At 64.5% G+C, this 26,322-nt stretch carries 24 protein-coding genes; 4 read left to right on the forward strand and 20 right to left on the reverse strand.

Annotation, left to right across the window (positions count from 1 at the left end; translation table 11 throughout):
• Positions 1 to 5 precede the first annotated feature (5 nt).
• From FHW58_RS21610 to FHW58_RS21630, 5 genes are all read right to left on the reverse strand, one after another.
• Positions 6 to 1,220: an FAD-dependent oxidoreductase gene (locus tag FHW58_RS21610; RefSeq protein ID WP_179675249.1), complete on the reverse strand. Its 1,215-nt coding sequence runs from the start codon at positions 1,218 to 1,220 to the stop codon at positions 6 to 8.
• On the reverse strand, positions 1,217 to 1,564 hold the full coding sequence (gene nirD / locus FHW58_RS21615; protein ID WP_179675250.1) for a nitrite reductase small subunit NirD: 348 nt from the start codon (positions 1,562 to 1,564) through the stop codon (positions 1,217 to 1,219). The genes FHW58_RS21610 and nirD overlap by 4 nt, the downstream gene beginning before the upstream one ends.
• Positions 1,565 to 1,574: 10 nt before the next feature.
• Positions 1,575 to 4,109, reverse strand: a complete 2,535-nt coding sequence (gene nirB, locus FHW58_RS21620; protein WP_179675251.1) for a nitrite reductase large subunit NirB — start codon at positions 4,107 to 4,109, stop codon at positions 1,575 to 1,577.
• Between the two features lie 12 nt (positions 4,110 to 4,121).
• Positions 4,122 to 5,417, reverse strand: a complete 1,296-nt coding sequence (locus FHW58_RS21625) for an MFS transporter (RefSeq protein ID WP_179675252.1) — start codon at positions 5,415 to 5,417, stop codon at positions 4,122 to 4,124.
• A 289-nt stretch (positions 5,418 to 5,706) separates the two neighbouring features.
• A complete protein-coding gene (locus FHW58_RS21630) occupies positions 5,707 to 6,585 on the reverse strand; it encodes a hypothetical protein (protein WP_179675253.1) in 879 nt (292 codons plus the stop codon).
• Positions 6,586 to 6,625: 40 nt separating this feature from the next.
• Here FHW58_RS21630 and FHW58_RS21635 point away from each other — a divergent pair, with 40 nt between their 5' ends.
• Positions 6,626 to 7,549 carry an alpha/beta fold hydrolase gene (locus FHW58_RS21635; protein ID WP_179675254.1) on the forward strand — a complete coding sequence of 308 codons (924 nt, stop codon included), beginning with the start codon at positions 6,626 to 6,628 and terminating at the stop codon, positions 7,547 to 7,549.
• Between the two features lie 5 nt (positions 7,550 to 7,554).
• On the opposite strand, the gene FHW58_RS21640 is transcribed toward FHW58_RS21635, so the two are convergent.
• Complete coding sequence (locus tag FHW58_RS21640; RefSeq protein ID WP_179675255.1) at positions 7,555 to 8,283, reverse strand: LytTR family DNA-binding domain-containing protein; 729 nt, start codon at positions 8,281 to 8,283, stop codon at positions 7,555 to 7,557.
• Entirely contained in the window at positions 8,280 to 9,215 is a 936-nt protein-coding gene (locus FHW58_RS21645; protein ID WP_179675256.1) for a sensor histidine kinase, read from the reverse strand. Before FHW58_RS21645 ends, FHW58_RS21640 begins: the two co-directional genes overlap by 4 nt.
• Positions 9,216 to 9,349: 134 nt before the next feature.
• Between FHW58_RS21645 and FHW58_RS21650 the strand changes: the two genes are divergently transcribed.
• Positions 9,350 to 10,417, forward strand: coding sequence for an RDD family protein (locus tag FHW58_RS21650; protein WP_179675257.1), 1,068 nt, complete (start codon positions 9,350 to 9,352; stop codon positions 10,415 to 10,417).
• Between the two features lie 68 nt (positions 10,418 to 10,485).
• On the opposite strand, the gene FHW58_RS21655 is transcribed toward FHW58_RS21650, so the two are convergent.
• The 13 genes from FHW58_RS21655 to FHW58_RS21715 all read right to left on the reverse strand — a co-directional run bounded on the left by FHW58_RS21655 (position 10,486) and on the right by FHW58_RS21715 (position 24,584).
• Positions 10,486 to 11,292, reverse strand: coding sequence for an ABC transporter ATP-binding protein (locus FHW58_RS21655; protein ID WP_179675258.1), 807 nt, complete (start codon positions 11,290 to 11,292; stop codon positions 10,486 to 10,488).
• A gap of 11 nt (positions 11,293 to 11,303) precedes the next feature.
• Entirely contained in the window at positions 11,304 to 12,266 is a 963-nt protein-coding gene (ntrB, locus tag FHW58_RS21660; protein ID WP_179675259.1) for a nitrate ABC transporter permease, read from the reverse strand.
• A gap of 15 nt (positions 12,267 to 12,281) precedes the next feature.
• Positions 12,282 to 13,454 (reverse strand): CmpA/NrtA family ABC transporter substrate-binding protein, encoded by a 1,173-nt coding sequence (locus FHW58_RS21665; RefSeq protein ID WP_179675260.1) that lies wholly within the window; start codon positions 13,452 to 13,454, stop codon positions 12,282 to 12,284.
• Positions 13,455 to 13,794: 340 nt separating this feature from the next.
• The gene (locus FHW58_RS21670) at positions 13,795 to 14,412 is read right to left on the reverse strand and encodes an ANTAR domain-containing response regulator (RefSeq protein ID WP_179675459.1); all 618 of its coding nucleotides are present in this window, start codon (positions 14,410 to 14,412) and stop codon (positions 13,795 to 13,797) included.
• A gap of 126 nt (positions 14,413 to 14,538) precedes the next feature.
• The gene (can, locus tag FHW58_RS21675) at positions 14,539 to 15,222 is read right to left on the reverse strand and encodes a carbonate dehydratase (RefSeq protein ID WP_179675261.1); all 684 of its coding nucleotides are present in this window, start codon (positions 15,220 to 15,222) and stop codon (positions 14,539 to 14,541) included.
• A 90-nt stretch (positions 15,223 to 15,312) separates the two neighbouring features.
• Positions 15,313 to 16,434, reverse strand: a complete 1,122-nt coding sequence (gene dnaJ, locus FHW58_RS21680) for a molecular chaperone DnaJ (RefSeq protein ID WP_179675262.1) — start codon at positions 16,432 to 16,434, stop codon at positions 15,313 to 15,315.
• Positions 16,435 to 16,550: 116 nt separating this feature from the next.
• Positions 16,551 to 18,494, reverse strand: coding sequence for a molecular chaperone DnaK (gene dnaK / locus FHW58_RS21685; protein ID WP_179675263.1), 1,944 nt, complete (start codon positions 18,492 to 18,494; stop codon positions 16,551 to 16,553).
• Positions 18,495 to 18,571: 77 nt separating this feature from the next.
• Positions 18,572 to 19,126 (reverse strand): nucleotide exchange factor GrpE, encoded by a 555-nt coding sequence (gene grpE / locus FHW58_RS21690; protein ID WP_179675264.1) that lies wholly within the window; start codon positions 19,124 to 19,126, stop codon positions 18,572 to 18,574.
• A gap of 212 nt (positions 19,127 to 19,338) precedes the next feature.
• Positions 19,339 to 20,448: a ferrochelatase gene (gene hemH, locus FHW58_RS21695; protein WP_179675265.1), complete on the reverse strand. Its 1,110-nt coding sequence runs from the start codon at positions 20,446 to 20,448 to the stop codon at positions 19,339 to 19,341.
• Positions 20,449 to 20,487: 39 nt separating this feature from the next.
• On the reverse strand, positions 20,488 to 20,724 hold the full coding sequence (locus tag FHW58_RS21700; protein WP_179675266.1) for a hypothetical protein: 237 nt from the start codon (positions 20,722 to 20,724) through the stop codon (positions 20,488 to 20,490).
• A 56-nt stretch (positions 20,725 to 20,780) separates the two neighbouring features.
• Positions 20,781 to 22,433: a DNA repair protein RecN gene (gene recN / locus FHW58_RS21705; protein ID WP_179675267.1), complete on the reverse strand. Its 1,653-nt coding sequence runs from the start codon at positions 22,431 to 22,433 to the stop codon at positions 20,781 to 20,783.
• A 17-nt stretch (positions 22,434 to 22,450) separates the two neighbouring features.
• Positions 22,451 to 23,368: an NAD kinase gene (locus FHW58_RS21710; RefSeq protein WP_179675268.1), complete on the reverse strand. Its 918-nt coding sequence runs from the start codon at positions 23,366 to 23,368 to the stop codon at positions 22,451 to 22,453.
• Between the two features lie 121 nt (positions 23,369 to 23,489).
• A complete protein-coding gene (locus FHW58_RS21715; protein ID WP_179675269.1) occupies positions 23,490 to 24,584 on the reverse strand; it encodes a DUF3667 domain-containing protein in 1,095 nt (364 codons plus the stop codon).
• Positions 24,585 to 24,715: 131 nt separating this feature from the next.
• On the opposite strand from FHW58_RS21715, the gene FHW58_RS21720 reads away from it, so the two are divergent.
• Complete coding sequence (locus tag FHW58_RS21720; RefSeq protein WP_179675270.1) at positions 24,716 to 24,958, forward strand: hypothetical protein; 243 nt, start codon at positions 24,716 to 24,718, stop codon at positions 24,956 to 24,958.
• A gap of 19 nt (positions 24,959 to 24,977) precedes the next feature.
• Positions 24,978 to 26,303: a sorbosone dehydrogenase family protein gene (locus FHW58_RS21725; RefSeq protein WP_179675271.1), complete on the forward strand. Its 1,326-nt coding sequence runs from the start codon at positions 24,978 to 24,980 to the stop codon at positions 26,301 to 26,303.
• Positions 26,304 to 26,322 lie beyond the last annotated feature (19 nt).

Raw genomic sequence — 26,322 nt, forward strand, 5'->3', positions numbered from 1 at the left:
CTCAGTCAGGCGGCGCGGGCGCTGAGCGCCTCGCCAAATAACAGGGTTTGCCGGATCGGCGTGATGTCGGTGCGGTTCTGAATCAGGTTGAAGTACCAGGGGCCGTCCTTGACGTCGCCGTACAGCACGGCGCCGGTCACGCGGCCGTCCTTGATCACCAGCCGCTTGTAGACGCCACGCCGCGCGTCCCGCAGCACCAGGTCTTCGCTGCCCTCGCCGCCGATGAAATCGCCCACCGAATACAGATCCACGCCGGTGACCTTCAGCCGCGTTGGCGACGTTTGCTGCACGTAGCGGCGTACGCCGGCGCCGGCCAGGTGGGCGCCACAAACGCGCGCCTGGTCCCAGATCGGCGCCACCAGGCCAAAGGTGGCGCTGCGGTGCTGCACGCATTCTCCGACGGCGTAGATGCGCGGGTCGTAGGTTTGCAGCGTATCGTCCACCACGATGGCGCGCTCGCAATGCAGGCCGGCCGATTTGGCGAGTTCGATATTCGGACGCACGCCGGCGGTCATCACCACCAGGTCGGCCGGGATCTCGGTGCCATCCTTGAAGCGTACGCCGGTCACGCGGTCCGGGCCGAGGATTTCCTCGGTCTGCGCGGCCATCATGAAATTCAGGCCCTTGGCTTCCAGCGCTTTTTGCAGCAGCGCGGCAGCGGGCTTATCGAGCTGCTGGTTCATCAGCGCGTCGGTCACGTGCACCACAGTGACATTCATACCCTGGCGCTGCAGGCCATTGGCCGCTTCGAGCCCCAGCAGGCCGCCGCCGATCACCACCGCGTTGCGGTGATTGCGCGCCATGGCCAGCATGTTCTCCACATCCTGAATATCGCGGAAGGCCAGCACCCCGTTCAGCTGATGGCCCGGCACGGGGATGATGAAGGGCTTGGAGCCGGTGGCGATCAGCAGGCGGTCGTACATGACCTCCAGCCCCGACTTCGCGCGCACGATGCGCTTGCGGCGGTCGATATGCTCGACCGGGTCGCCAGCGTGCAGCGTGATCCCGTGCTGCACATACCATTCGCGCGTGTTGAGCATGATGTCGTCCATACTTTTCTCGCCCGCCAGCACAGGCGACAGCAGGATGCGGTTGTAGTTACCGTGCGGCTCGGCGCCGAACACGGTGATGTCGTACATATCCGGCGCCAGCTTGTGCAGCTCCTCGACCGTGCGCATGCCGGCCATGCCATTGCCGATGACGACCAGCGCGGGTTTCACAGGCCTACCCAGACTTTGCCATCTTCGATGCGGGCAGGATAGGTGCCCACTGAATGCTCCGGCGCTTCCAGGCACTCGCCGGTTTGCAGATCGAAGTGCTGCTTGTAGATCGGCGACGCCACCACGATGCGTTCGCCCAGCGAACCAACCAGCCCGCGCGACAAGACCGAGGCCTCGGAATTCGGATCATAGTTATCGATGGCGAACACGCGCGACTCCCCGGCGTCGACGTGGAACACGGCCACCTGCATATCATTCAGCAGCGCACACACCCCGGTGTTGGGCACGATGTCGTCCAGGTTGCAGACGGCGATCCAGTTATCGGTATGAACATCACGGTGCATACTCTTCTCCTCAAGCTGCATTGACTGCGATAGGGATAACGCGCTTGCGCTCTTCAATGGTGGCCGGGCGGATCTGGCCGCGCTCCTCCATGAACACCACGTTCTCGTCGGCCTTGTCGCTGTTGACGAAGTGGCGGAAACGTTTGCGCGTTTCAGGATTTTCCACCGCCTCCTTCCACTCGCAAGCGTAGGTATCGACCACGTGCTGCATGTCGGCTTCCAGTTCGGCGCCGATGCCCAGCTTGTCCTTGACGATGACGTCCTTCAGATAATCGAGGCCGCCTTCCAGGTTCTCGCGCCAGGTGCTGGTGCGCTGCAGGCGGTCGCCAGTGCGGCTGTAGAACATCAGGAAGCGGTCGATGTATCTGACCAGCGTTTCCTTGTCCAGCTCCGTCGCCAGCAGTTCGGCGTGGCGTGGCTTCATGCCGCCGTTGCCGGCCACGTAAAGATTCCAGCCCTTCTCGGTGGCGATCACGCCCACGTCCTTGCCCTGCGCTTCCGCGCACTCGCGGGTGCAGCCGGAGACGCCGAATTTGATCTTGTGCGGCGTGCGCAGGCCCTTGTAGCGGTTTTCCAGTTCAATCGCCAGGCCGATGGAATCATCGACGCCGTAACGGCACCAGGTCGAGCCCACGCAGGACTTCACCGTGCGCAGCGACTTGCCGTACGCGTGGCCGGACTCGAAGCCGGCGGCAATCAGTTCTTCCCAGATCAGCGGCAGTTGCTCGACGCGCGCGCCAAACAGGTCAACCCGCGCGCCGCCGGTGATCTTGGTGTACAAGCCATACTTCTTGGCGACCTGGCCGACCGCGATCAGGCCGTCCGGCGTCACTTCACCAGCCGGCATGCGCGGCACGACCGAGTAGGTGCCGTCCTTCTGGATGTTGCCGAGGAAGTAGTCGTTGGTGTCCTGCAGGCTGGCGTGTTCCTTCTTCAGCACAAACTCGTTGTTGATGGTGGCGAGGATGCTGGCCGCCAGCGGCTTGCAGACGTCGCAGCCCAGGCCCTTGCCGTGCTTGTGCAGCAGATCGTTGAAGGTGCTGATCTTGCCGACTTTGATCAGGTGGAATAGCTCTTGGCGCGAATACGCGAAGTGTTCGCACACATGGTTGTTCACTTCCATGCCCTGCTTCTTCATCTCGGCTTTCATCACCTGCGTTACCAGAGGCACGCAGCCGCCGCACGCGGTGCCGGCGGTGGTGCAGGATTTCAGCTCGCCGATGGTGGTGGCGCCATTCTGCACGGCGGCGCACAGCTGGCCCTTGGAGATGTTATTGCAGGAGCAGATCTGCGCCGAATCCGGCAACGCATCCACGCCCAGCGCAGGCTTAGCCGCGCCGTCGGACTGCGGCAGGATCAGGAATTCCGGCGATTCAGGCAGCTCGATCTTATTCAACATCATCTGCAGCAGCGTGCCATATTCGCTGGCGTCGCCAACCATCACACCGCCCAGCAGGTACTTGCCGCAACTGGACACCACGATCTTCTTGTAGATCTGTTTGCGCTCGTCGATGAACTGATACGCGTGGCTGCCCTCTTCCTTGCCATGCGGGTCGCCGATCGACGCCACATCCACGCCCATCAGTTTCAGCTTGGTGCTCATGTCGGCGCCGGCGAATTCCGCCGCCTCGCCCAGCATATGCCTGGCGGCGACGCGCGCCATTTCGTAGCCCGGCGCCACCAGGCCGAAGATCAAGCCGCCCCACAGCGCGCACTCGCCGATGGCGTAGACGTGCGGATCGGAGGTAACGCAGTTGTTATTGATTTCGATGCCGCCGCGCGGGCCGATGGCCAGGCCGGCTTCTTTCGCCAGCATGTCGCGCGGGCGGATGCCGGCCGAGAACACGATCATGTCCGCTTCCAGGTGGCCGCCGTCCGCGAACTCCATGCGGTGCGTGGCTTCGGTGCCGTCAACGATGGCGGTGGTGTTTTTGCCGGTATGGACGGTCACGCCCAGTTCTTCGATCTTACGGCGCAGCACACGGCCGCCGTGGTCGTCCACCTGCACCGCCATCAGGCGCGGCGAGAACTCGACCACGTGGGTATCCAGCTTCATGTCGCGTAGCGCCTTGGCGCATTCGAGGCCCAGCAGGCCGCCGCCGATCACCACGCCGGTCTTCGCGCGCTGGCCGCATTCCAGCATCGCTTCGAGGTCTTCGATGGTGCGGTAGACGAAGCAGTCCTTGCGGTCCTTGCCCGGCAGCGGCGGCACGAAGGGGAACGAGCCGGTGGCGATCACCAGCTTGTCGTAGGGCAGAACCTCGCCTTCGCCAGTGGTGACAGTCTTCGCTTTCAGGTCGATGGCGGTGGCGCGGGTGTTCAGGCGCAGCACCATGCTGTCGTTTTGTTCGAAGAAGCCCGGCTTCACCAGCGACAGGTCTTCGGCGGTTTTCCCGGAAAAGAATTCGGACAGGTGCACGCGGTCGTAGGCGGGACGCGGCTCCTCGCACAGCACTGTCACCTGCAGGTTGGCGCGGCCGCCAGTGGCCAGGCTTTCCAGGAACTTGTGGCCCACCATGCCGTGGCCGATAACGATAATTTTCATGATGCGATTCCTTTATGCGGTGGCGACTGCGGTTTCCTGCACGGTGGCGCTGCTGAAGCGCGCGGCCAGTGCGCACAAGGCGGAGATGGCGACCAGCACGCCGAGGATGCTCAGGGTTTGCTGCACGTCGCCCGTGCCCTTCATCAGGAAGCCGGCGGCGACCGCGCCCACGTTGCCGCCGGCGCCGATGATGCCGGCCACGCCGCCCAGGGCGCGCTTGTCGACGAAGGGCACCACGGCGTAGGTGGCGCCGCAGGCCATGTGGGTGAACAGGCCAAAGAACAGCATCGCGGCGACGGCCAGCAGGGCGTTGCCGGCGTGGGCGAACATCAGCAGGCCGGCGCCCTCGCCCAGCATCAGCGCGAACAGCAGCGTGACGCGGTTATTCAGGTTGCCGTTGGCGGCGAATTTGTCCGACACCCAGCCGCCCAGCGCGCGGGCGAACAACGCCAGCAGGCCAAAGCTGCCGGCCGCCATGCCGGCTTGCGCCAGCGTCAGCTTGAAGTGATCGACGTAGTAGGTGGCGGCGATGTTGTGGATGAAGATCTCGATGCCAAAGCAGGCGCCGTAGGTGATGAACAGCAGCCACACGCGGTAGTTGACGGCGGCCAGCTTGAACGACTCCCAGCCGCCCTTCTTGCCACCATCAATCGCAACGCCGGCGGCGCGCAGTTCCTTGAAGTTCCCTTGCGGGCAATCTTGCGTGTAGCGGTAGTAAACAAAGGCCATGACAATCATCAGCACACCCGGCACGATCAGCGCGGCGCGCCAGCCGAAGCCCTCGCTCACGCCCAGCATGACCATGGCAGTCATCAGCAGCGGCATGACGGCTTGCGCGACGCCACCGCCGGCATTGCCCCAGCCAGCGGCTGCGGCGTTGGCCGTGCCCACCACCTTGGGCGCGAACATCACCGAGGTGTGGTACTGGGTGATGACGAAGCTGGCGCCAGCCGCGCCGATGGCGAGGCGGAAGAACAGGAAGCTCTCGTAGCTCTGCGCGAACGCCACGCCGATGACCGGGATGGCGCCGATCAGCAGCAGGCCGGTATAGGCCTTGCGCGGGCCGAAGTGGTCGCACAGCGGGCCGACGATCAGGCGCACGATGATGGTGACGGCAACGGCGGCGATGTTGATGTTGGCGATCTGCCCTGGCGTCAGGCCGAATTCTCCTTTAATCACCGGCATCAGCGGCGCGCAGGCGAACCACGCGAAGAAGCAGACGAAGAACGCCATCCAGGTCAAGTGGAACGCCCGCATCTGAGGCGTTGAAATCGAGAAGAGCTTGATGCTGGTAGCTTTGCTGGCCATTTTTTATCCCGTTCAGAAAACAAAAAGGCGTCCGCACAACCACAGGCCTCAAAGACCGGGTTGGGCGGACGCCGTTGTCCTGCCAGTCCGTCCTTGGACCAGCTATGTATTCGTGTACTTCGGGGAGATCGCCGTTGATCCCTTGGCCTATGCGTTGCAAGAGCCGTGCCACCCCTCGCGAGCGCTGTGCTCAGAGGGGAAGCACGATTTGATGACGTTTTTTAAATTGGTGAGCTGCGATGTGACGGTGCACGGCGCACACTATCGGTGCGCGATCGCGGTGCGTGGATCAGATGTCGGGCACCGGGTTGGCGCCGCTGGCGAGCACATATGCCTTGCCATCGAAGTGGTAGCGGGCGCTCGTTTTGGTAGTGGTCCCGGGGTGTATGACGAAGTCGGCGTTTTTATCCTCGGTGACCGTGAAGCGCTTGTCGGTGAAGCTGACGATGATGTCGTTATAGCCGCTCTGCTGTGGCTCGGGGGCGAAGCGGATCTCGCCCGCCACGTCCCAGCATTGTCCGCTGGTTGGCCCGCAGCCGCCTTCATTGCTGGAGGCTTCCTTGAAGCTGCCAAGACCGCGCACCTCGCTGCCCAGTTCAAAAATGGCGGCATGGCTGATCGAATAGCCCTGCCACACGCCGCCATTGGAAACGATGAACCCTGGTTTGCCCGGTCCCAGCGTCACCCATTTGACGCTGCCAATAAAGCCTTCCGATCCCAGCTCGGCGAGATTTTCATGACGCTGCAATACCTTCCAGCCATCGCCCTCGCGCCGCAGCAGGTAGACATTCAGTATGCCGGACGACACGTGGCTCGCTATTTCCGAGCCATCGTCGGCGGCTGGCGCGCCGTTGACGATGAGGACGACGCGGCCGTCGGCCAGCTGCGTGCTGGCGACCGGCGTCATCGCATGCAGCATTTCGCTGCCTTCGATGACCAGTGTGGCGGTGGCTTTCTTGTCGGCCGGCTTGTAGGCATCGCCAAAGATGGCGCGCATCAGTTCCGTTTCGTTGATTCTGGCGGCGGTGGGCGGCTGTGGCGCTGCCGCCGGCATCGGCGACGTGGGCGGCGCGGCCACTGCGGACTTGGGCGGCTCCACGGCTTTCTCGACACGATTGCAGGCGGCCAGGCTGGCCGCCAATAACAAGCTGTAAGCGATCGTCTTCATTCAAATACTCATTTTTTTGCCAATAGATTAATATTGTCACATGAATCGACATCTCCTATTTGCCGCCACCGCAACCGTGCTCGCCTCCTCCGCATTCGCCGCGCGCGTGCTGGACGAAGCGCCGATCACCATCGACGGCCAGCCGCGCCGCTACTATCATCTGCACGATACCGAAGCCGCCGGTAACGGCACGCCAATACTGCTGATCAGCGGATCGGGATGCAAGGACTTCGGCAGCCGCGTGCCGTTCTTCTTTGAGCGCTACCCGGCGCCAGTGGATGTGTATTTTCTGGAGAAGACCGGCATCGGGAAAGGCGACACTGGCGACACCTGCAGCGCCGCCTACAATGAGGCGGATTATCTGGAGCGCCGCGTCAGCGACAATCTGGCCTTTATCGACAGCCTGCCTGCACTGAAGGCGCTCGGCCCGCGCAGCCTGGCGGTGCTGGGCTTTTCCGAGGGCGGCGTGGTGGCGCCGCTGGTGGCGTTGCGCAGCAAGCGTATCGGCTGGCTGGCCACCGGCGGCAGCGGCGGTCTGCCGCAGAGTGAAGGCTTCCTGATCTTCGCCGACCGTGGCGTCAAGCCCTACGCCGATCCGCTGTCGCGCGATATCTTCCAGCGGACCTACGCCGCCATCAAGGCCGATCCGGACAGCCTCCAAAAAGAGTTCATGGGCCACCCCTACCGCTACTGGAGCTCGCACCTGTTCTACGATCCGCTGGTCACCTATAGGCAGCTGGACATCCCCATCATCGCCGCCATGGGCGAGAAGGACGACAGCGAAGCCATCGAATCCGGCCGCGCGTTGCGCGACGACTTCGCGCGCCATCCGGAGAAAGACTTCACCTTCATCGAATACCCCAACGCCAGCCACGCGCTGCAGGCGCCGGACAAGGCGCACCTGCAGGATTACATCGCCGGCCTTGCCGACTGGTTGAAAGGACGCCGGCCAGCGCCGCGTTGACCAGGCTAGTCGCGAAACAGGTGGGTAAAGGTGCGGCTGACGACCAGCACCTCGCTGCTGCCTTTCACGGTCAGGTGCAGGCGCTCGGTCCCGGTCCGCTCAACCGCCGCGATGGCGTGGGCGTTGACGATGGTGCCACGGTGGATTTGCCAGAACAGATCCGGGTCGAGTCCTTCCAGCAGGTCTTTCAGCGCGATGCGGATCAGGGCGTCGCCGTCCGCCAGCACCACGCGGGTGTACTTGGTGTCCGACTGCAGGAACAGCACGTCGTTCACATTAATCAGGCGGATGCGCTTGCCGACGCTGGCCTTGAGCCACGTCAGGCGCTGCGGCGCCGCTTGTGCGATCTCGCTGAGTACCGGCGCCAGCGCGGCCGGGCGCTGTGTGCGGCGACGCAGGCGTTCCACCGTGCGCTCCAGCGCGGCCAGCTCCACCGGCTTGAGCAGATAATCCACCGCGCCGCGCTGGAGCGCCTCCAGCGCGTGCTGGTTGTAGGCTGTCACGAAAACGATGTGGGAGCGCTCGGCGATGCGGCGCGCGACTTCCAGGCCAGTGAGGCCGGGCATCTGGATATCGAGGAAGACCACGTCCGGCTCGTGCTCCAGCCACGCGTCCCAGGCGTCGTTGCCGTTTTCCGCCACGGCCACCACGCGCGCCTGCGGCCAGGCCTGCGCCAGTTGCGCCAGCAGGCGCTCGCGCATCAGCGGTTCGTCTTCGGCGATCAGGATCTTCATAGCGGCAAATAGAGACGGGCAATCGCGCCGCTCGGCGTGTTTTCTTCCAGCGTCAGGCGGGCGTTGTCGCCGTAGGCCAGCGCCAGGCGCTCGCGGATGTGTTGCAGGCCGACGCCCTGCCCTATCGTGGCGCCGAAGCCGGCGCCGGTGTCGGCCACCATGATGATTACACGATCCTCCTGCCGGGCCGCGGTGATGTCGATGCGGCCACCGGCGGGCGCGCGCTCGATGCCGTGTTTGACGGCGTTCTCCACCAGTGTGAGCAGCAAGGTGGTTGGCAGCGGGAAGTCCGCCAGATCGGGCGGGCAGTCCACGGAAAACGCCAGTCGCGCGCCGAGCCTGACCTGCATGATGCGCAGGTAGGCGGCGCATACCGCGCTGTCGTCCGCCAGCCGGATGGTGTCGGCGCGCAGGCTGGTCATGGTGGCGCGCAGGAAGGTGATCAGCTCCGCCGTCAACGCGGCGGCTTGTGGCGCCTTGTCTTCCGCCAGCTGCTGTACCGCGCCCAGGGTGTTGAACAGGAAGTGCGGTTCGATTTGTGCCTTCATCAGGCGCAGCTCCGCCTCCAGTTGCTGACGATTGGCGCGTTCGCGCTCCAGATTGAGGCGGTCGCCGGTCAGCAGGATGGCGGATTTCATGACGCGGCTTTGCGCGAACAGCAGCGCCACCAGCGACGCGCCTATCAGGCCGCCCAACGGGACACTCCACCGCACTTCCGGCGGCAGCGGTTCATCCTTGTGCCAACCGGCGTTAAAGCCGTTGACGAAATCCTGGGCGGCGTCGGCGCAACAGACAATGACATAGCCAATGACGGCGCCCAGCAGCAGGGTGACGACGAAGCGTGCAAGCGGGCGCGTCGCGGTGGGCTGGCCATGGTCCGGCAGCGGAACGCCGAACAGCCAGCAGGCGGCGGTGAATAATCGTTGTTTCATGGCGGCCTCTATCGTTGATCACATGTGCAGCCTACGCCATGCGCGGCGGCTTGACAGCATACATGAGACGAACGACGGTTTGGCGTCCTCAAAAGACGATATACTAAGTTATCAAAAGTTTAAATGGATAGTGGATGGACCAGCAGCCGGACTACAGCAAATACTCGGAACAGGAACTCAGGCAGGTTCGCAAGCATATCGATGCGGATCGCTATCCTGAGCGGGTGGCGGAAATCGAAGCCCGTCTCACCGCGCTGGCCGCCGTGCCGCGCGATACCACTTCCGTTGACGAAGACCTGTCGCCGGTGACGAGCGCGCGTCTCTGGCGCCGCGCCGTCGCCTTCGTCCTCGATTTCGCGCTGCTGGGCATAGTTGGCGCGATTGCCGGCGCATGCCTGTATGAGCCGTTGACGGTGCTGGGGCCATGGGGCCGGGTGTTGGGCTTTGCCATCGCCACGGCGTACTTTGGCGTCTCGCAAAGCCATGTCGGCGACGGCCAGTCGCTCGGCATGAAGGTGCTTGGCCTGAGAGTCGTCACGGCCAGTGGCACGCCGTTGAGCGTGGGCGCGTCGCTACTCCGTGCCGGCATTTTCTGCCTGTCGTATTTCCTCGGCAGCTTGCCCTCGGCGTTCAGCGGGCTGAATGCATGGGTGGCGTCAGCCCTTTCGATGCTGATCTTTGGCGTGGGTGCTTGTTCCACTTACCTGCTCATCTTCAATCGCAAGACGCGACAGACGCTGCACGATCTGGCGGTGGGCGCATTTGTCGTCAACGATGCGCGCGGGCCGCTGGCGCTGCCGACGGAACGCGTGTGGCGCGGCCACGCCGCCATCGTTACAGCGGCGCTGGTGGCGTTCTGCGTGGCAGGCGTGTGGATGGCGCTACCGGGTTCGCTCGGCGACATGCTGCGGGTCCGGCAGGCGGTTATGTCGCTGCCCGGCGTCAGCAATGCCTCTGTCATGCTCAACTACGGACCGCAGAACGCCAGGACGTTATCCGTGACGGCGGTCACCGATGCTTCGGCGCAGAACCCGGAGGCGCTGGCGCGTCGCGTCGCCAAAGCCGCGCTGGAAAATTACGCCAACGTCGACCAGATGAAAACCGTGACCGTCACGCTGAGTTCCGGTTTCGACATCGGCATCGCCCAGGTCTGGCGCAGCGTGAACTATGTGCGCACGCCGCGGGAGTGGCGCGCCAGATAGAGCGCGTGGCCGGCCGCCTCCAGCGCGCTTCGACCATCATTCACGCAGCTTGCCGGCGACGCGCTCCATCACGCGGCTTCCTTTGCCGGGTGGGCCTGTTTTCGGTACAGGAATTCCAGCACCGCCGTGCGGTATGCCATGTACTGCGCGTCGGCCGCCAGCGCCACGCGGTCGCGCGGACGGTCCAGCTGCACCTCGACGATTTCGCCGATGGTGGCGGCCGGGCCGTTGGTCATCATGACGATGCGGTCGGACAGCAGCACCGCTTCGTCCACGTCGTGCGTCACCATCACCACGGTGGACTTGGTGGCGGCGACGATCTTCAGCAGCTCGTCCTGCAGATGCGCGCGCGTCAGCGCGTCCAGCGCGCCGAACGGTTCGTCCATCAGCAGCACCTTGGGCTCCATCGCCAGCGCGCGGGCGATGCCAACGCGCTGCTTCATGCCGCCCGAGATTTCATTCGGCCGCTTGTTCTCCGCATGCGTCAGGCCCACCAGCGCCAGCGCCTGCAAGGTGCGCTCCCTCAGCTGCGCCTTCGATTCCGCCTTGCCGAACACGCGCTCCACGCCGAGGTGGATATTCTCGTAGCAGGTCAGCCACGGCAGCAGCGAGTGGTTCTGGAACACCACCGAGCGCTCCGGCGAGGGCCCGGCGATTTCGCGGTTGGCGCACAACAGCACGCCGTCGCTCGGCTGCAGCAGGCCGGCGATCAGGTTGAGCAGGGTCGACTTGCCGCAGCCGGAGTGGCCGATCAGCGTGATGAATTCGCCCTTGGCCACCTTGAGGTCGATCTCGCGCAGCGCATGGAACACGCCCTTCTTCGTGTGGAACACCATCTCCACGCCTTCGATATCGATGAATCGTGATTCGTCCATGATCGCGCTCCTTAGTTGGATACTTGTTCGTAGGTGAAGGCACGGGCCAGCGCCATCAGCGCCTGCTCCAGCAGCAGCCCGACCAGGCCAATCGAAACGATGGCGATGATGATGTGCGGTACGTTCAGGTTGTTCCACTCGTCCCACAGCCAGAAGCCGATGCCCACGCCGCCGGTCAGCATCTCGGCCGCCACGATCACCAGCCACGCGGTGCCGATCGACAGGCGCACGCCGGTCAGGATGTAGGGCAGCGCCGATGGCAGCAGTATCTTGGTCAGCACCTTCCATTCGGAGAGATTCAGTACCCGCGCCACGTTCATGTAATCCTGCGGCACGCGCTGCACGCCGACGGCGGTGTTGATGATCATCGGCCAGATCGAGCAGATGAAGATCGACCAGATCGCGGCGGGATTCGCCGACTTGAACACCAGCAGGCCGATCGGCAGCCAGGCCAGCGGCGACACGGGCTTGAGCAGGCTGATGATCGGCCCGAACATGCTGCCGAAGAATTGCACGCGGCCGATCAGGAAACCGAGCGGGATGCCGATCAGCGCCGCCAGGCCAAAGCCGATGCCCACGCGCTGCAGGGACGCCAGCAGGTTCCAGCCGATGCCCTGGTCATTCGGGCTGTTGCGGTAGAACGGATCGGAGAACAGCTTGACCGCTTCGTCCAGCGTGGCCGCCGGCGTCGGGAAGGTGGCGTTGTTCATCGTGATCAGCTGCCATACGGCGACCAGCAAGGCCGCACCCACGACCGGCGCGACGATTTTCAGCACGGTGGCCGAGACCTGCCGGCGCGCGCGCGCCGTGGAGTTGGCGGCCAGCGGGCGGCGTGGACGGCGCGCCGGCGCGGCGGCATCCGGCGCTGCCTCGGCGGTAGACGCGTTGGCGGTCGATACGTCGGCCGCCGCTGCGTCCGGGCGTGCGTCGGGCGGCGCCGACGCGGCGGCGTCGGGTTTCAGCATGGCGTTCATGGCGTTCTCCCGTTATCAGGCTTTGATCTTGAACGAGGCGGCGAACGCTTTCGGGTTCTTGCCGTCCCACACGGAACCATCCATCAGCTTCGAACTGCGCAGGGGGCTCTTGGGCACCGGCGTCTTGGTCATGGTGGCCGCGTCCTTGTACAAGTCGATCTGGTTGACGGCGGTGGCCACGGCCAGGTAATCAGGATCGTCCTTCAGCAGACCCCAGCGGCGGTGCTGCGTCATGAACCACATGCCGTCCGACAGGTACGGGAAGTTGACCGCGCCGTCGTTGTAGAACTTCATGTGATTCGGATCGTCCCAGGTCTTGCCCAGGCCATTCTGGTAGCGGCCCATGATGCGCTGGTCGATCGCGTCCTTGCTGGTGTTGACGTAGGACTTGTCGGCGATGACCTCGGCCATCTTGTTCTTGTTGGCCAGCGAGGCATCGATCCACTTGCCCGCTTCGAGGATGGCGGCCATCATCGCGCGGCAGGTGTTCGGATTTTTTTTGGCGAATTCCAGCGTGGAGCCCAGCACCTTCTCGGGGTGGTCCTTCCAGATGTCCTGCGTGGTGATGGCGGTGATGCCGACGCCGTCCATGATGGCGCGGTGGCCCCACGGCTCGCCGACGCAGAAGCCGTCCATGTTCCCGACCCGCATATTGGCCACCATCTGCGGCGGCGGCACGGTGATCACCTTGGCGTCCTTCAGCGGATTGATGCCGTTGGCGGCCAGCCAGTAGTACAGCCACATCGCGTGGGTGCCGGTCGGGAAGGTCTGGGCGAAGGTGTACTCGCGCTTGTCGGCCTGCATCAGCCTGGCCAGCGAGGCACCGTCAACGCCGCCCTTGTCGGCGATTTTCTTCGACAGCGTGATGGCCTGGCCGTTGTTGTTGAGGCTCATGAGGACCGCCATGTCCTTCTTCTGGCCGCCGATCCCCATCTGCACGCCGTACAGCAGGCCATACAGCACATGGGCCGCGTCCAGATCGCCGTTGGCCAGCTTGTCGCGCACGCCGGCCCACGAGGCCTCTTTGCTGAGCACGAACTTGACGCCGTACTTCTTGTCGAAACCCAGCACCGACGCCATCACCACGGAGGCGCAGTCGGTCAGCGGAATGAAGCCGATCTTGATTTCTTCCTTCTCCGGCTTGTCCGACCCCGCTGCCCACACGCCACCCGTTGCCAATCCCAACATGCTTCCTCCCGCTACCAGACCTGCACCATGAATGATTTTCCTGCGCCTGGTGTCGATGTTACCCGCTTCGCGTTCCGTGTTCTTCATGGCTACCCCTTATTTTTAGTCGTCAATCAGTATGGGCCAAAAAAAACGCCTACCCTCACGAATGAATTCATGATCTGGTAGACGTCATTGTCTGGTGAGCCTCACCGCCGTTGGCAAGACACATCGTGCGCACCATTGCGCTTGATTACAGCTATGCAATGTCTATGCCAGCATGGCTACAGAGGGAGCGCGGGAATCCGGGGACGAAAAAAATGCACCGCAATCGCGCGATGCATCATTTTGGGGGGCGTTTTTAGCCCAGCAAGTCTTCGACGTCGAGGATGCGCTGCGCCACTTCGGACAGCTTGAGGTTCTTGCTCATGGCCATGGAGCGCAGCTTCTGGTAGGCCTGCTCCTCGGAGAAGCGCTGGCGCGCCATCAGCAGGCCCTTGGCGCGCTCGATGACCTTGCGCTCGGCCAGCTTGCTCTTGGTGTCGGACAGTTCGTCCAGCAGCTTCTGCTCACGCTTGAACTGCGCCAGCGCCACCTGCAGCACCGGCTTGATGCGCTCGCCCTGCAGCCCGGCCACCACGTAGGCGGAGACGCCGGCGTTGACGGCGGCCTCCATGCTGTCCGGGTCCTGGTCCTCGGTGAACATGACGATGGGACGGCGCTCGTCGCGGGTGGCGATGACGATATGCTCCAGCACGTCGCGGGCGTCCGATTCGGCGTCGACGATGATCATGTCCGGCTGCAGCTGGGCGATGCGCTCGGGCAGGTACATGTCCGGCGGCAGCGAGGCGATGATGTCGTAGCCGGCTTCCAGCAGACCGATACGCAACACCCGCGCACGCTCGGCTTGCGCATGCAGCGCTTCGTCATCCTCGTCGTGGATGACGGTATTGACGACAACGATGCGCAGTTTGGGCATGGCCGGCGGGGTTTTGGTGGTCATGCGCAGATTCTAAGTCAGAACTGACTGGGCGGGAAGCGCCAACCCGCACGGCGGCGCGCCGGGGTCGGACCCCGTACGGGGTCCGACCCTATCGTCCGGGTGTTACGCCGGGGCTGCTACAGCGTCGTATTGCGCCAGGCGCTGGGCCACCGCTGGGGCCAGCTGGTCGCGGCCGCTGACGGCGATGCCCATGTCCATCAGCTTGCCGTCGTTGATGCCGTAGACCCAGCCGTGCACCGTCAGGTCCTGGCCGCGGTCCCAAGCGTCCTGCACGATGGTGGTGGCGCACACATTGGTCACCTGCTCCACCACGTTCAGTTCCACCAGGCGCTCCGAGCGCTTCTGCTCGTTGACCACGCTGCCCAGGTAGCGCTCGTGTTTCTGGTGGACGTCGTGCACGTGGCGCAGCCAGTTGTCCACCAGGCCAACGCGGGTGCCGGTCATGGCGGCGTGCACGCCCTTGCAGCCGTAGTGGCCGACGATGATCACGTGCTTGACCTTCAGCACCTCGATCGCAAACTGCAGCACCGACAGGCAGTTCAGGTCCGAATGCACCACCACGTTGGCGATGTTGCGGTGGACGAAGACGTCGCCCGGCGCCAGGCCCAGCAGCTCATTCGCCGGCACGCGGCTGTCGGAGCAACCGATCCACAGGTATTCCGGCGCTGCTTGCGTGGCCAGGCGGTTGAAGAAGTCCGGGTCGCGCTCCACTTCCGAGGCCGCCCATTTGCGGTTGTTCTCCAACAGGTGACGCAGGGGGGAGATGCTGTTTTTCAGGGTTTCCATGTTGCTCCTCTCGTACATAAGAAGACCGCCGGTCTGTCCGAAATGGGCAGCGCGGCGGTCCGATATTACCAATCCAGCGTGACGGCGAAGTTACTCAAAAAAGTCCTTCACCTTGTCGCGCCAGGTTTTCGTCTGCGGGCTGTGCTTGTTGCCGCCCTCGCTGGTGGATTTTTCAAATTCACGCAGCAGTTCTTTCTGCTTCTCGGTCAGCTTGACCGGGGTCTCGACCGCCACGTGGCAGAACAGGTCGCCCGCGAAGCCGGAGCGCACGCCCTTGATGCCCTTGCCCTTGAGGCGGAAGGTCTTGCCCGACTGGGTGCCCTCGGGGATCGTAAACGATACTTTACCAGACAACGTCGGCACCTCGATTTCGCCGCCCAGCGCCGCCTTGGCGAACGAGATCGGCATTTCGCAGTGCAGGTCGTCGCCTTCGCGCTGGAACACCGGGTGCGGCTTGATGTGGATCTCCACGTACAGGTCGCCCGACGGCCCGCCGTTGGTGCCCGGCTCGCCGTTGCCGGACGAGCGGATGCGCATGCCGTTGTCGATGCCGACCGGGATCTTCACTTCCAGCGTCTTGTTGCGCTTGATGCGGCCCTGGCCCGAGCAGGCCGCGCATGGTTCCGGAATGATCTTGCCGGTGCCGTGGCATTTCGGGCAGGTCTGCTGGATGCTGAAGAAGCCCTGCTGCATGCGCACCTGGCCGTGGCCGGCGCAGGTCGAGCAGGTGACCGGCGAGGTGCCCGGCTTGGCGCCGGTGCCGTGGCAGGTGTCGCACTTGTCCCACGACGGCACGCGGATGGTGGTGTCGAAGCCGTGCGCCGCCTGTTCCAGCGTGATTTCCAGATTGTAGCGCAGGTCGGCGCCGCGGTACACCTGCGGGCCGGCGCTGCGGCCGCGGCCGCCGCCGAAGATGTCGCCGAAGATGTCGCCGAAGGCGTCGCCGAAGCCGCCGCCGCCGAAACCGCCGCCGCCGCCCATATTGGGATCGACGCCGGCGTGGCCGTAGCGGTCATACGCCTCGCGCTTCTCCGGATTGGTCAGCATCTCGTAGGCTTCTTTGACTTCCTTGAATTTCTCTTCCGCGTCCTTGCTGTCCGGATTGCGGTCCGGGTGGTACTTCATAGCCAGTTTGCGATAGGCCTTCTTGATCTCGTCTTCCGATGCGCTTTTAGCCACACCGAGTACTTCGTAGAAATCACGCTTTGCCATAGTGTCGGAATCCTGCTTATATTCTGTACTGATTTATGCGAAAAAGCCGAGCCGGCGGCGTTGCCACACGACTCGGCTGGCCATCCCCACCTGGGTGGGAATGACGGGAGTGACGATTACTTGTTGTCTTTGACTTCCTTGAAGTCGGCGTCGACCACGTCGTCCTGTGGCTTGGCCTGTTCGGCACCGGCGCCGGCGCCAGGGGCCGCGCCTTCACCGCCGGCCGCTTGCTGCGCCTGCATGTCGGCGTACATCTTTTCGCCCAGCTTCTGCGAGGCGCTCGACAGCGCGGCCACCTTGGCGTCGATCTCGGCCTTGTCGCCCGACTTGATCGAGGCTTCCAGGTCGCTGATCGCCGCTTCGATCTTCTCTTTCTCGCCGCCTTCCAGCTTGTCGCCGTATTCGGTCAGCGACTTGCGGGTCGAGTGCACCAGCGCGTCGGCCTGGTTGCGCGACTCGGCCAGTTCCTTCACTTTCTTGTCTTCTTCGGCGTTGAGCTCGGCGTCCTTGACCATCTTCTGGATTTCCGCCTCGGTCAGACCGGAGTTGGCCTTGATCGTGATCTTGTTCTCTTTGCCGGTGGCCTTGTCTTTCGCGCCGACGTGCAGGATGCCGTTGGCGTCGATATCGAAGGTCACTTCAATCTGCGGGGTGCCGCGGGCCGCTGGCGGGATGCCTTCCAGATTGAATTCGCCCAGGCTCTTGTTGCCGGCCGCGACTTCACGCTCGCCCTGGTAGACCTTGATGGTCACCGCAGGCTGGTTGTCGTCGGCGGTCGAGAACACTTGCGAGAACTTGGTCGGGATCGTGGTGTTCTTGTGGATCATCTTGGTCATCACGCCGCCCAGGGTTTCGATGCCCAGCGACAGCGGGGTGACGTCCAGCAGCAGCAGGTCCTTGCGGTCGCCCGACAGCACCGAGCCCTGGATCGCGGCGCCCACGGCCACGGCTTCGTCCGGGTTCACGTCCTTGCGTGGATCCTTGCCGAAGAACTCCTTCACTTTTTCCTGCACCTTCGGCATACGGGTCATGCCGCCGACCAGGATGATGTCATCGATGTCCGAGACCTTGATGCCAGCGTCCTTGATGGCGGTGCGGCATGGCTCGATGGTGGCGTTGATCAGCTCTTCCACCAGCGATTCCAGCTTGGCGCGGGTGATCTTCAGCGTCAGGTGGACCGGCGCGCCGTTCGCCATGGCGATGTACGGCTCGTTGATTTCGGTCTGTTGCGACGACGACAGCTCGATCTTCGCGCGCTCGGCCGAAGCCTTGATGCGCTGCAGGGCGATCGGGTCTTTTTTCAGATCCAGGCCGTTGACCTTCTTGAATTCCTCGATGATGTAGTCGATCACGCGCTGGTCGAAGTCTTCGCCGCCCAGGAAGGTGTCGCCGTTGGTCGACAGCACTTCGAACTGCTTCTCGCCATCGACGTCGGCGATTTCAATGATCGACACGTCGAACGTACCGCCGCCCAGGTCGTACACGGCGATCTTGCGGTCGCCCTTTTCCGACTTGTCCAGGCCGAAGGCCAGCGCGGCCGCGGTTGGTTCGTTGATGATGCGCTTGACGTCCAGGCCGGCGATGCGGCCGGCGTCCTTGGTGGCCTGGCGCTGCGAGTCGTTGAAGTACGCCGGCACGGTGATGACGGCCTCGGTGACTTCCTCACCCAGGTAGTCTTCGGCGGTTTTCTTCATCTTGCGCAGCACTTCGGCCGAGATTTGCGGCGGCGCCAGTTTCTTGTCGCGCACGCTGATCCAGGCGTCGCCGTTGTCGGCCTTGGTGATGGCGTAAGGCATCAGGCCGATGTCTTTCTGCACTTCCTTCTCGTCGAACTTGCGGCCGATCAGGCGCTTCACCGCGAACAGGGTGTTTTTTGGATTGGTGACGGCCTGGCGTTTCGCCGGCGCGCCAACCAGGATTTCACCATCATCCTGGTAAGCAATGATGGATGGCGTGGTGCGCGCGCCTTCGGCGTTTTCGATTACCTTAGGCTGACCGTTTTCCATGACGGCAACGCACGAGTTGGTGGTTCCCAAATCGATACCGATAATACGACCCATGATTTTATTTCCTTATTTGCTAGAGTTCAGATGGTGCTTATATGTGGAAAAGCGCTATGTTTTCAAGAGCTTAAAAATTATTTCGCTTGCGCGGCGGTGACGATGGCCGGACGCAGCAGGCGGTCGGCGATCATGTAGCCTTTTTGCAGAACAGCAACAACGGTGTTGGCTTCCTGCTCGGCCGGCACCACGGCCACGGCCTGGTGCTTGTTCGGATCGAGCTTCTCGCCCTGGGCCGGCTCGATGGCGATCAGGCGGTTGCGCTCGAAGGCCGACGACAGTTGCTTGAGCGTCATTTCCACGCCTTCCTTCAGCGATTCGACGGTAGGCGTCTCGACCTTCAGCGCCATTTCCAGGCTGTCCTTGACCGGCACCATGGCCTCGGCGAAGCTTTCGACGGCGAACTTGTGGGCCTTGGCCACGTCTTCCTGGGCGCGGCGGCGGATGTTTTCACCCTCGGCCTTGGCGCGCATGAAGGCGTCGTGCATTTCAGCCAGCTTGGCTTCGGTCTCGGCCAGCTGTTGTTCCAGCGACGACTGCGCGGCTTGTTCCGGGGTCGATGGCGGGGCCGACGCAGCGGCTGCGGCCGCCTCTGGATTAGGTGGTACGGCTTGATTTTCCTGATCTTGCATCTAAAGACTCCTACGATCGTATTTGTTTGACATTACTTTTGTTACCGCTCTGGCAGCAAATGGGGCGATAACCTACGTTTTCAAGGGTTATTTTGCCTGCCATTTCGACAATGTTAAGCTGGTATCAGGCGGCTATTTTAACAGGCTGGCACTCGTCACCCGCAAGTGCTGATTGTCGGGTGACGGTGGGAAGGCGGGGGAAACGTTGCTTTTCAGTCCGAGGCGCCCAGCGCCAGCGCGTGGGCGCGGCCGGCCTCGGCGTCTTTTTTCAGTTGCTCGCGCTCGGCGGGCGCCAGCTTGGTCGGCCAGCCGATGATGTGCTGCTCGGCGATCTCGGCCAGCGCGGCCAGCCATGCCGGCGACTCGTTCAGGCATGGGATGTAGTGGAACTCCTTGCCGCCGTTGGACTCGAAATCGTGCCGTACCTCCATCGAGATTTCTTCCAGCGTTTCCAGGCAGTCGCTGATGAAGCCGGGGCAGATCACGTCCAGTCGCTTGACGCCGTCGCGCGCCAGTTGCGCCACGGTGGGCGCGGTGTAGGGCTGCAGCCACTCGGCCTTGCCGAAGCGCGACTGGAAAGTGACCACGTACTGGTCCGGCGTCAGCTTGAGGGCGGCGGCCAGCAGGCGCGCGGTCTTCAGGCATTCGCAGTGGTAGGGGTCGCCCAGCAGCAGCGTGCGCTTGGGCACGCCGTGGAAGCTCATCACCAGCTTGTCCGGCCGGCCGTGCTGTTCCCAGTGGGTCAGCACCGACTGCTGCAGCGCGTGGATATAGCCGTCGTGATCGTGGTAGTTGCGGATGAAGCGCAGCTCCGGGATGTTGCGCACGCTGCCGTAGTGCTGGAACACGGCGTCGTAGATCGAGCCGGTGGTGGTGCCGGAGTATTGCGGATAGGCGGGCAGCAGCAGGATGCGGTCGGCGCCGTCGGCCTTCAGCTTGGCCAGCACGTCGGGCAACGACGGCGAGCCGTAGCGCATGGCCATGGCGACGGTCAGGTCCTCGTGGCCGCGTTCGCCGAGGGCGGCGCGCAGGCCGAGCGCCTGGGCGGCGGTATGGGTGCGCAGCGGCGAGCCTTCGCGGGTCCAGATGGTGGCGTACTTCTTGGCCGACTGGCCGGAGCGGAACGGCAGGATGATCAGGTTCAGGATGAACCACCAGACCGCCTTGGGAATCTCGACCACGCGCGGGTCGGACAGGAATTGCTTCAGGTAGCGGCGCACGGCCGACCGCGTCGGCTCGTCGGGCGTACCGAGGTTGACCAGGACGATGGCGCTGCGGCCAGTGGTGCCGTGCTTGTGCGGAGGTTCTTTTTGGAAGGTCATGTGGGGCTTAGGTTTTACCGTAAGCCACTATCTTACTATTTAATGGGCCAACCGAACTGCCGCGAAGGCGATAGCGCTCATCACCGTGGTCATCGCGAAGGCGGTGGCAATGAACCACGTCAGCAGCCGTGTTTCCAGCGCGGCCAGGTCGGCCTTGGTCGCCATGTGACCAAGCTGCGACTCGATCACGTCGAGCCGCGCCTCGATCCGCGCCAGCCGCTCCCGGGTATCTTCCCTGAATGCCTCCAGGCGCTCGAACCGCTGCTCCGCTTCCATGCTGCACCTCCATCAATCAAGCATAGTGCATTCCACAGGGACTGGCCTGACTTATATCAAGAGGCGAGCAGCTCGCGGGCGTGTTTGCGGGTGGTGGCGGTGATTTCCAGGCCGCCCAGCATGCGGGCGATTTCTTCCACGCGCGACTTGGCATCCAGCACGTCGATGCGCGAGGCGGTCTTGCCGTTGTCCAGCGTGCTCTTGGCCACCTGGAAGTGCTGGCCGGCCTGGCTGGCCACCTGCGGCAGGTGCGTCACGCACAGCACCTGGCGCTCCTGCCCCAGGCGGCGCAGCAGCCGCCCGACCACCTCGGCCACGCCGCCGCCGATGCCGCTGTCCACCTCGTCGAAGATCAGCGTCGGCACCGTGGTGGCGTTGGAGGTGATCACCGAAATCGCCAGCGAAATGCGCGCCAGCTCGCCGCCGGACGCCACCTTGGCCAGCGACCGCGCCGCCACGCCGGCGTGGCCGGCCACCAGGAATTCCACCTGCTCGACGCCGTACGCCGCCGGTTCGCACGGATGCAGCGCCACCTCGAAGCGGCCGCCGGTCATGTTCAGCTCCTGCATGGCCCGGGTGACGGCCTCGCCCAGCGCGGCGGCGGCGCGCGCGCGCGTGGCCGACAGCTTGTGCGCCTCGGCCATGTACGCCGCCTTCAGCTTCTCCTCCTGCTTGCGCAGGCCGTCCAGGTCGGTGGCGTCGGCCAGTTGCGCCAGGCGCGTGGCCAGCTTGGCGTGCTCCTGCGGCAGCTCGTCCTCCGGCACGCGGAACTTGCGCGCCGCCGAATGGATCGCGTCCATGCGCGCCTCCACCGCCTGCAGCCGCGCCGGGTCCAGGTCCACGCGGTCCAGATAATCGTTGAGCGCGTACACCGCCTCCTGCAACTGGATGCGCGCCGGCTCGATCAGGTCGACAATCGGCTGCAGCCCGGCGTCGATGTCGGCCAGCTTGCCCAGCTTCAGGTTCAGCGACGACAGCTGCGACAGGATCGGATGCTCCTCCGCCTCCGAAATCACGGCCAGCGCCTCCTGCGCGCCTTCCAGCAGGCTGGCCGCGTGCGACAGGCGGCTCTGCTCGTTGCTGACCTCGGCCCACTCGCCCGGCTTGACCGCCAGCTTCTCCAGCTCATTGACCTGCCACTCCAGCCGCTCGCGCTCGTACAACACGTTGGCCGCGTTGGTCTCGAATTCCTCCAGCTGTTTGGCCAGCGCGCGCCAGGCCTTGTAGGCCGCCGCCACCGCGCGCGCTTCGCCGCCGGCGCCGGCCTGGCTGTCCAGCAGATCGCGCTGGGCGTCGGTCTTCATCAGCGACTGGTGCGCGTGCTGGCCGTGGATGTCGACCAGCAGGTCGCCCAGCTCGCGCAGCTGCGACGCCGTCGCCGCGATGCCGTTGATGTAGGCCTTGCTGCGGCCGGCGTTGTCGATCACGCGGCGCAGCAGCGCGCCACCCTCCTCCACCGCGAACTCATTGGCCGCCAGCCAGTCGCGCGCCTGCGCGCTGAGCGCGAAATCGGCCGTGATGTCGGCCTTGGCCGCGCCCTCGCGCACCACGCTGGCGTCGCCGCGGCCGCCCAGCGCCAGCGTCAGCGCGTCGATCAGGATCGACTTGCCAGCCCCGGTTTCGCCGGTGAACACCGTAAAGCCGGCGGAAAATTCCAGTTCGATCGACTCGACAATAACGAAATCACGGATGGACAGCGTACGCAGCATGGAGGCCTGTAGAGTGGTTAATTGAGCTTGCCCTCACCGGACGGATACTCGTTCCAGTGCAGCTTTTCGCGCAGGGTGTGGTAGTAGCTCCAGCCGTCCGGGTGCAGGAAGGTGATCGCGTGCGGCGAGCGCTGGATGACGATCTGGTCCTGCGTCTGCAGGCTGGCAAAGGTTTGCATGTCGAAATTGACGCTGACGTCGCGCCCGCGCATGATCTCCACCACGATCTGGCTCGACTCCGGCAACACGATCGGGCGGTTGGACAGCGCGTGCGGCGCGATCGGCACCAGCACGATGCCGCCCAGCGACGGATGCAGCAGCGGCCCGCCGGCCGACAGCGCGTAGGCGGTGGAGCCGGTCGGCGTGGAGATGATCAGGCCGTCCGAGCGCTGGTTGTACATGAACTGGCCGTCGACGTCGACCCGCAGCTCGGCCATGCCGGCGCCGGTGCCGCGCGACACCACCACGTCGTTGACCGCCATGCCCACGTGGATGGTGGCGCCGGCGCGCACCACCCGCCCCTCCAGCAGCGTGCGGCGCTCGGCCTTGTAGCTGCCGCTGAGGATGCGGGCCAGCACGTCCAGCATGCCGTCCAGCGGGATGTCGGTCATGAAGCCGAGGCGGCCCTGGTTGATGCCGATCAGCGGCACGTTGAACGGCGCCAGCTGGCGCGCGATGCCCAGCATGGTGCCGTCGCCGCCCATGACGATGGCGGCGTCGCAGCCGGCGCCGATGCCGGCCGCGTCCAGCACGCGGGCGTCGCCGAGGTCCATGCCCAGTTGCGCCAGGTGGGCGGCGGTCTGCTCCTCGAACACCACCGCGTAGCCGCCGTGGCGCAGGAAATCGACCACGCTGGTGACCGAATCGGCGATGCCGTCGGTATTCGGGCGCACGACCAGTGCGATAGTGTGGAAAACAGCGTGCGTGGCGGTCATAAAAATCTCGGCTTTGGGCTAGTGCGGGAACACGCAGGAGGGTAACCCATATCGCCCGCTTCTGCTATCACCGCCAGCGTCGCCACTGTACATTTAAACAGTATTTAATGCAAGCGGCCGCCTAGTGCGCGGTCACCGCGCCCAGCGCGCCCGCCAGCCCCAGCGCCACGCCGATCGAGATCATGTAGAAGAACATCAGCACCGCCCAGCGCAGCAGCGTGCCGGCGCGGCTGCTGTGGTAGACGCGCCGCATGGCCCACGGCAGGTAGCCCAGCAGCCAGCACCACAGCGCAAAGTCGACGATGCCGATGCGCACCACCAGCATCACGCTGAAGATCAGGAAGGCGAAGGCGTTGGTGTGCAGCGCGAACAACACGTGCTCGCCGAAGCGGCGGCCGGAGCCGAGGTACAGCACCTTCAGGTACAGCGCAAACACCGGCATCAGGCAGAAGATCGCGTACGGCGCGTAGTGGTAGAAGCCGGCCTGCAGCGCCGCCTTCTGCTGCTCGGTCGACATGTCGTTGAGCGCGTTCCATTTGTGGCGCAGGGTTTCCCAGCCGCGCTGCTCCAGCCAGCGGTCGACGTCGTCGCGCGCCATCTGGCGGTCGGCGCTGACGCCGCCGTGCGCCGGTTCGCTGACGCTGGCCGGCGCGGCCGGCGCCGGTCTGGCCGCCTCGGTCGCCGCCTGCTGCGCGTCGCCGGCGGACTGCTTGCGCGCGCGCTCATCGGCCTGCTGGTCCTTCTGCATGGCAGCGATGGCCGCCTCGGCAGCTGCCGCGCTTTGCCGCTCCTCCGGCGTATTCAGCTTGAGTTTCTCCAGCGCGCCGGCCTGCTTGACCGCCTGCTCGGCCATGCTCACTTGCGCGGCCGGCGCCTCGTCGCGGTCGTCCTCGCCATGCCCGGTGGTGGGGCCGGCGAACTTCAGCAGCGCGAAGAACAGCAGGCTGAACGACAGATACAGCCGCAGCGGCTGCACGAAGCGCACCCGGCGGCCACGGATGTATTCATTGGTCAGCAGGCCGGGCCGGAACAGCAGGCGCGCCAGCGAGCCCCACAGCTTGCCCTCCAGCGCCACGTAGTGGCCGATGAACTCGTGCAGGAACTCGCGCGTGCTGGCGTGGTGCAGCACCGCCTCCTGGCCGCAGTTGGAACAATAGTGGCCGCCCAGCGGCGTGTCGCAGTTGGCGCAGTTCTCCGGTGCGGCGGCAGTGCTCATGCAGGATCCCGATCAAGAAATATGGTCTAAATGATAAACGAGATCCCGTCATAGTTGTCAAAATTCAAGGTGGCGACTGACGTAAATCCAACTGGTTAAGATGACATCAAGACAATGTAACGGAGGCCGCCATGCTGAAACAACAGCACATCAATACCGACGCCAAGACCAAGGACGACGGCGTCAAGCGCATGCCGCACGAGCGCGACGAAGCGCCGGACGGCCACGCGCACCAGCAGCGCAGCATCATCGAGCAGGCCGCCAAGGACATCGACAGCGGCATGGTCGACACCGACCTGCACAACCAGCGCGGCGTGCAAAAGCCGCGCGACAACGCCCAGGCCCAGCCGCAGCCCGGCACCAAACGCGATTGAACATCGAGGAGCCCCATCCATGCGCCAGCGCACCATCGTCACCATCCTGTCCCTGCTCCCGCTGTGGGCCGCGGCCCAGTCCTACCCGGTGGGCTTCGGCCCCAATCCGCAGTTGCCGGAGCCGGACCGCAAGCTGATCCCCACGGTCAACATCGCCACCGCCTCGTCCTGGAGCGCGCAGGAACAGCCCACCGCGCCGGCCGGCTTCAGCGTGACGCCGTACGCGCGCGGCCTCGACCATCCGCGCTGGGTCTACGTGCTGCCCAACGGCGACGTGCTGGTGGCGGAAACCAATGCCCCGCCCAAGCCGGACGACGCCAAGGGCGTCAAGGGCATGGTGATGAAGCAGGTGCAGAAGAAGGCCGGCGCCGTCACCGAATCGGCCAACCGCATCACGCTGCTGCGCGGGCTGGACGCCAAGGGCGTGGCGCAGACCCGCACCGTGTTCCTCAAGGGCCTGCACTCGCCATTCGGCATGGCGCTGGTGGGCAACAACCTGTACGTGGCCGACACCGACGCCGTGCTGCGCTTCCCGTACGAGGAAGGCGCCACCAGCATCAGCGCCGCCGGCACCAAGGTGATGGACCTGCCGGCCGGCACCATCAACCACCATTGGACCAAGAACCTGATCGCCAGCCCGGACGGCAAATACCTGTACGTCACGGTCGGTTCCAACAGCAATGTGGCGGAGAACGGCATCGAGGCCGAAGCCGGCCGCGCCGCCATCTGGCAGTTCGACATTGCCACCAGCAAGTCGCGGCTGTACGCCACCGGCCTGCGCAACCCCAACGGCATGGGCTGGGAGCCGCAGACCAAGACGCTGTGGACCACCGTCAACGAGCGCGACGAACTGGGCAACGACCTCGTGCCCGACTACATGACCTCGGTGAAGGAAGGCGGCTTCTACGGCTGGCCGTACAGCTATTATGGCCAGCACGTGGACACCCGCGTGTCGCCGCAAAAGCCGGAGCTGGTGGCCAAGGCCATCGTGCCGGACTACGCGCTGGGCGGCCACACCGCCTCGCTGGGCCTGACCTTTTATGAAGGGACGGCCTTCCCGCAGGCCTATCGCGGCGGCGTCTTCATCGGCCAGCACGGCTCGTGGAACCGCAAGCCGCTGAGCGGCTACAAGGTGGTGTTCATCCCGTTCGCCAACGGCAAGCCGTCCGGTCCGCCGCAGGACTTCCTGGCCGGCTTCCTCGACAAGGACGAGAAGGCGCGCGGCCGGCCGGTCGGCGTGGCGGTGGACCAGCAGGGCGCGCTGCTGGTGGCGGACGATGTCGGCAACGCCGTCTGGCGCGTGGCGCCGGCCGCATCGGCCCCGGCGCAAACCGCCAGCCGCTGATAAAATCCGCGTTCGGCTT

Origin of the sequence: Duganella sp. 1224 (genome assembly GCF_013408245.1) — a bacterium.
In the GTDB taxonomy this organism is placed as follows: domain Bacteria; phylum Pseudomonadota; class Gammaproteobacteria; order Burkholderiales; family Burkholderiaceae_D; genus Rugamonas.

Coding starts and splice junctions, on each gene's coding strand:
- nirD (WP_179675250.1), bottom strand. CDS start 1,564: ATGCACCGTGATGTTCATACCGATAACTGGATCGCCGTCTGCAACCTG.
- nirB (WP_179675251.1), bottom strand. CDS start 4,109: ATGAAAATTATCGTTATCGGCCACGGCATGGTGGGCCACAAGTTCCTG.
- FHW58_RS21625 (WP_179675252.1), bottom strand. CDS start 5,417: ATGGCCAGCAAAGCTACCAGCATCAAGCTCTTCTCGATTTCAACGCCT.
- FHW58_RS21630 (WP_179675253.1), bottom strand. CDS start 6,585: ATGAAGACGATCGCTTACAGCTTGTTATTGGCGGCCAGCCTGGCCGCC.
- FHW58_RS21635 (WP_179675254.1), top strand. CDS start 6,626: ATGAATCGACATCTCCTATTTGCCGCCACCGCAACCGTGCTCGCCTCC.
- FHW58_RS21640 (WP_179675255.1), bottom strand. CDS start 8,283: ATGAAGATCCTGATCGCCGAAGACGAACCGCTGATGCGCGAGCGCCTG.
- FHW58_RS21645 (WP_179675256.1), bottom strand. CDS start 9,215: ATGAAACAACGATTATTCACCGCCGCCTGCTGGCTGTTCGGCGTTCCG.
- FHW58_RS21650 (WP_179675257.1), top strand. CDS start 9,350: ATGGACCAGCAGCCGGACTACAGCAAATACTCGGAACAGGAACTCAGG.
- FHW58_RS21655 (WP_179675258.1), bottom strand. CDS start 11,292: ATGGACGAATCACGATTCATCGATATCGAAGGCGTGGAGATGGTGTTC.
- ntrB (WP_179675259.1), bottom strand. CDS start 12,266: ATGAACGCCATGCTGAAACCCGACGCCGCCGCGTCGGCGCCGCCCGAC.
- FHW58_RS21665 (WP_179675260.1), bottom strand. CDS start 13,454: ATGTTGGGATTGGCAACGGGTGGCGTGTGGGCAGCGGGGTCGGACAAG.
- FHW58_RS21670 (WP_179675459.1), bottom strand. CDS start 14,412: ATGCCCAAACTGCGCATCGTTGTCGTCAATACCGTCATCCACGACGAG.
- can (WP_179675261.1), bottom strand. CDS start 15,222: ATGGAAACCCTGAAAAACAGCATCTCCCCCCTGCGTCACCTGTTGGAG.
- dnaJ (WP_179675262.1), bottom strand. CDS start 16,434: ATGGCAAAGCGTGATTTCTACGAAGTACTCGGTGTGGCTAAAAGCGCA.
- dnaK (WP_179675263.1), bottom strand. CDS start 18,494: ATGGGTCGTATTATCGGTATCGATTTGGGAACCACCAACTCGTGCGTT.
- grpE (WP_179675264.1), bottom strand. CDS start 19,126: ATGCAAGATCAGGAAAATCAAGCCGTACCACCTAATCCAGAGGCGGCC.
- hemH (WP_179675265.1), bottom strand. CDS start 20,448: ATGACCTTCCAAAAAGAACCTCCGCACAAGCACGGCACCACTGGCCGC.
- FHW58_RS21700 (WP_179675266.1), bottom strand. CDS start 20,724: ATGGAAGCGGAGCAGCGGTTCGAGCGCCTGGAGGCATTCAGGGAAGAT.
- recN (WP_179675267.1), bottom strand. CDS start 22,433: ATGCTGCGTACGCTGTCCATCCGTGATTTCGTTATTGTCGAGTCGATC.
- FHW58_RS21710 (WP_179675268.1), bottom strand. CDS start 23,368: ATGACCGCCACGCACGCTGTTTTCCACACTATCGCACTGGTCGTGCGC.
- FHW58_RS21715 (WP_179675269.1), bottom strand. CDS start 24,584: ATGAGCACTGCCGCCGCACCGGAGAACTGCGCCAACTGCGACACGCCG.
- FHW58_RS21720 (WP_179675270.1), top strand. CDS start 24,716: ATGCTGAAACAACAGCACATCAATACCGACGCCAAGACCAAGGACGAC.
- FHW58_RS21725 (WP_179675271.1), top strand. CDS start 24,978: ATGCGCCAGCGCACCATCGTCACCATCCTGTCCCTGCTCCCGCTGTGG.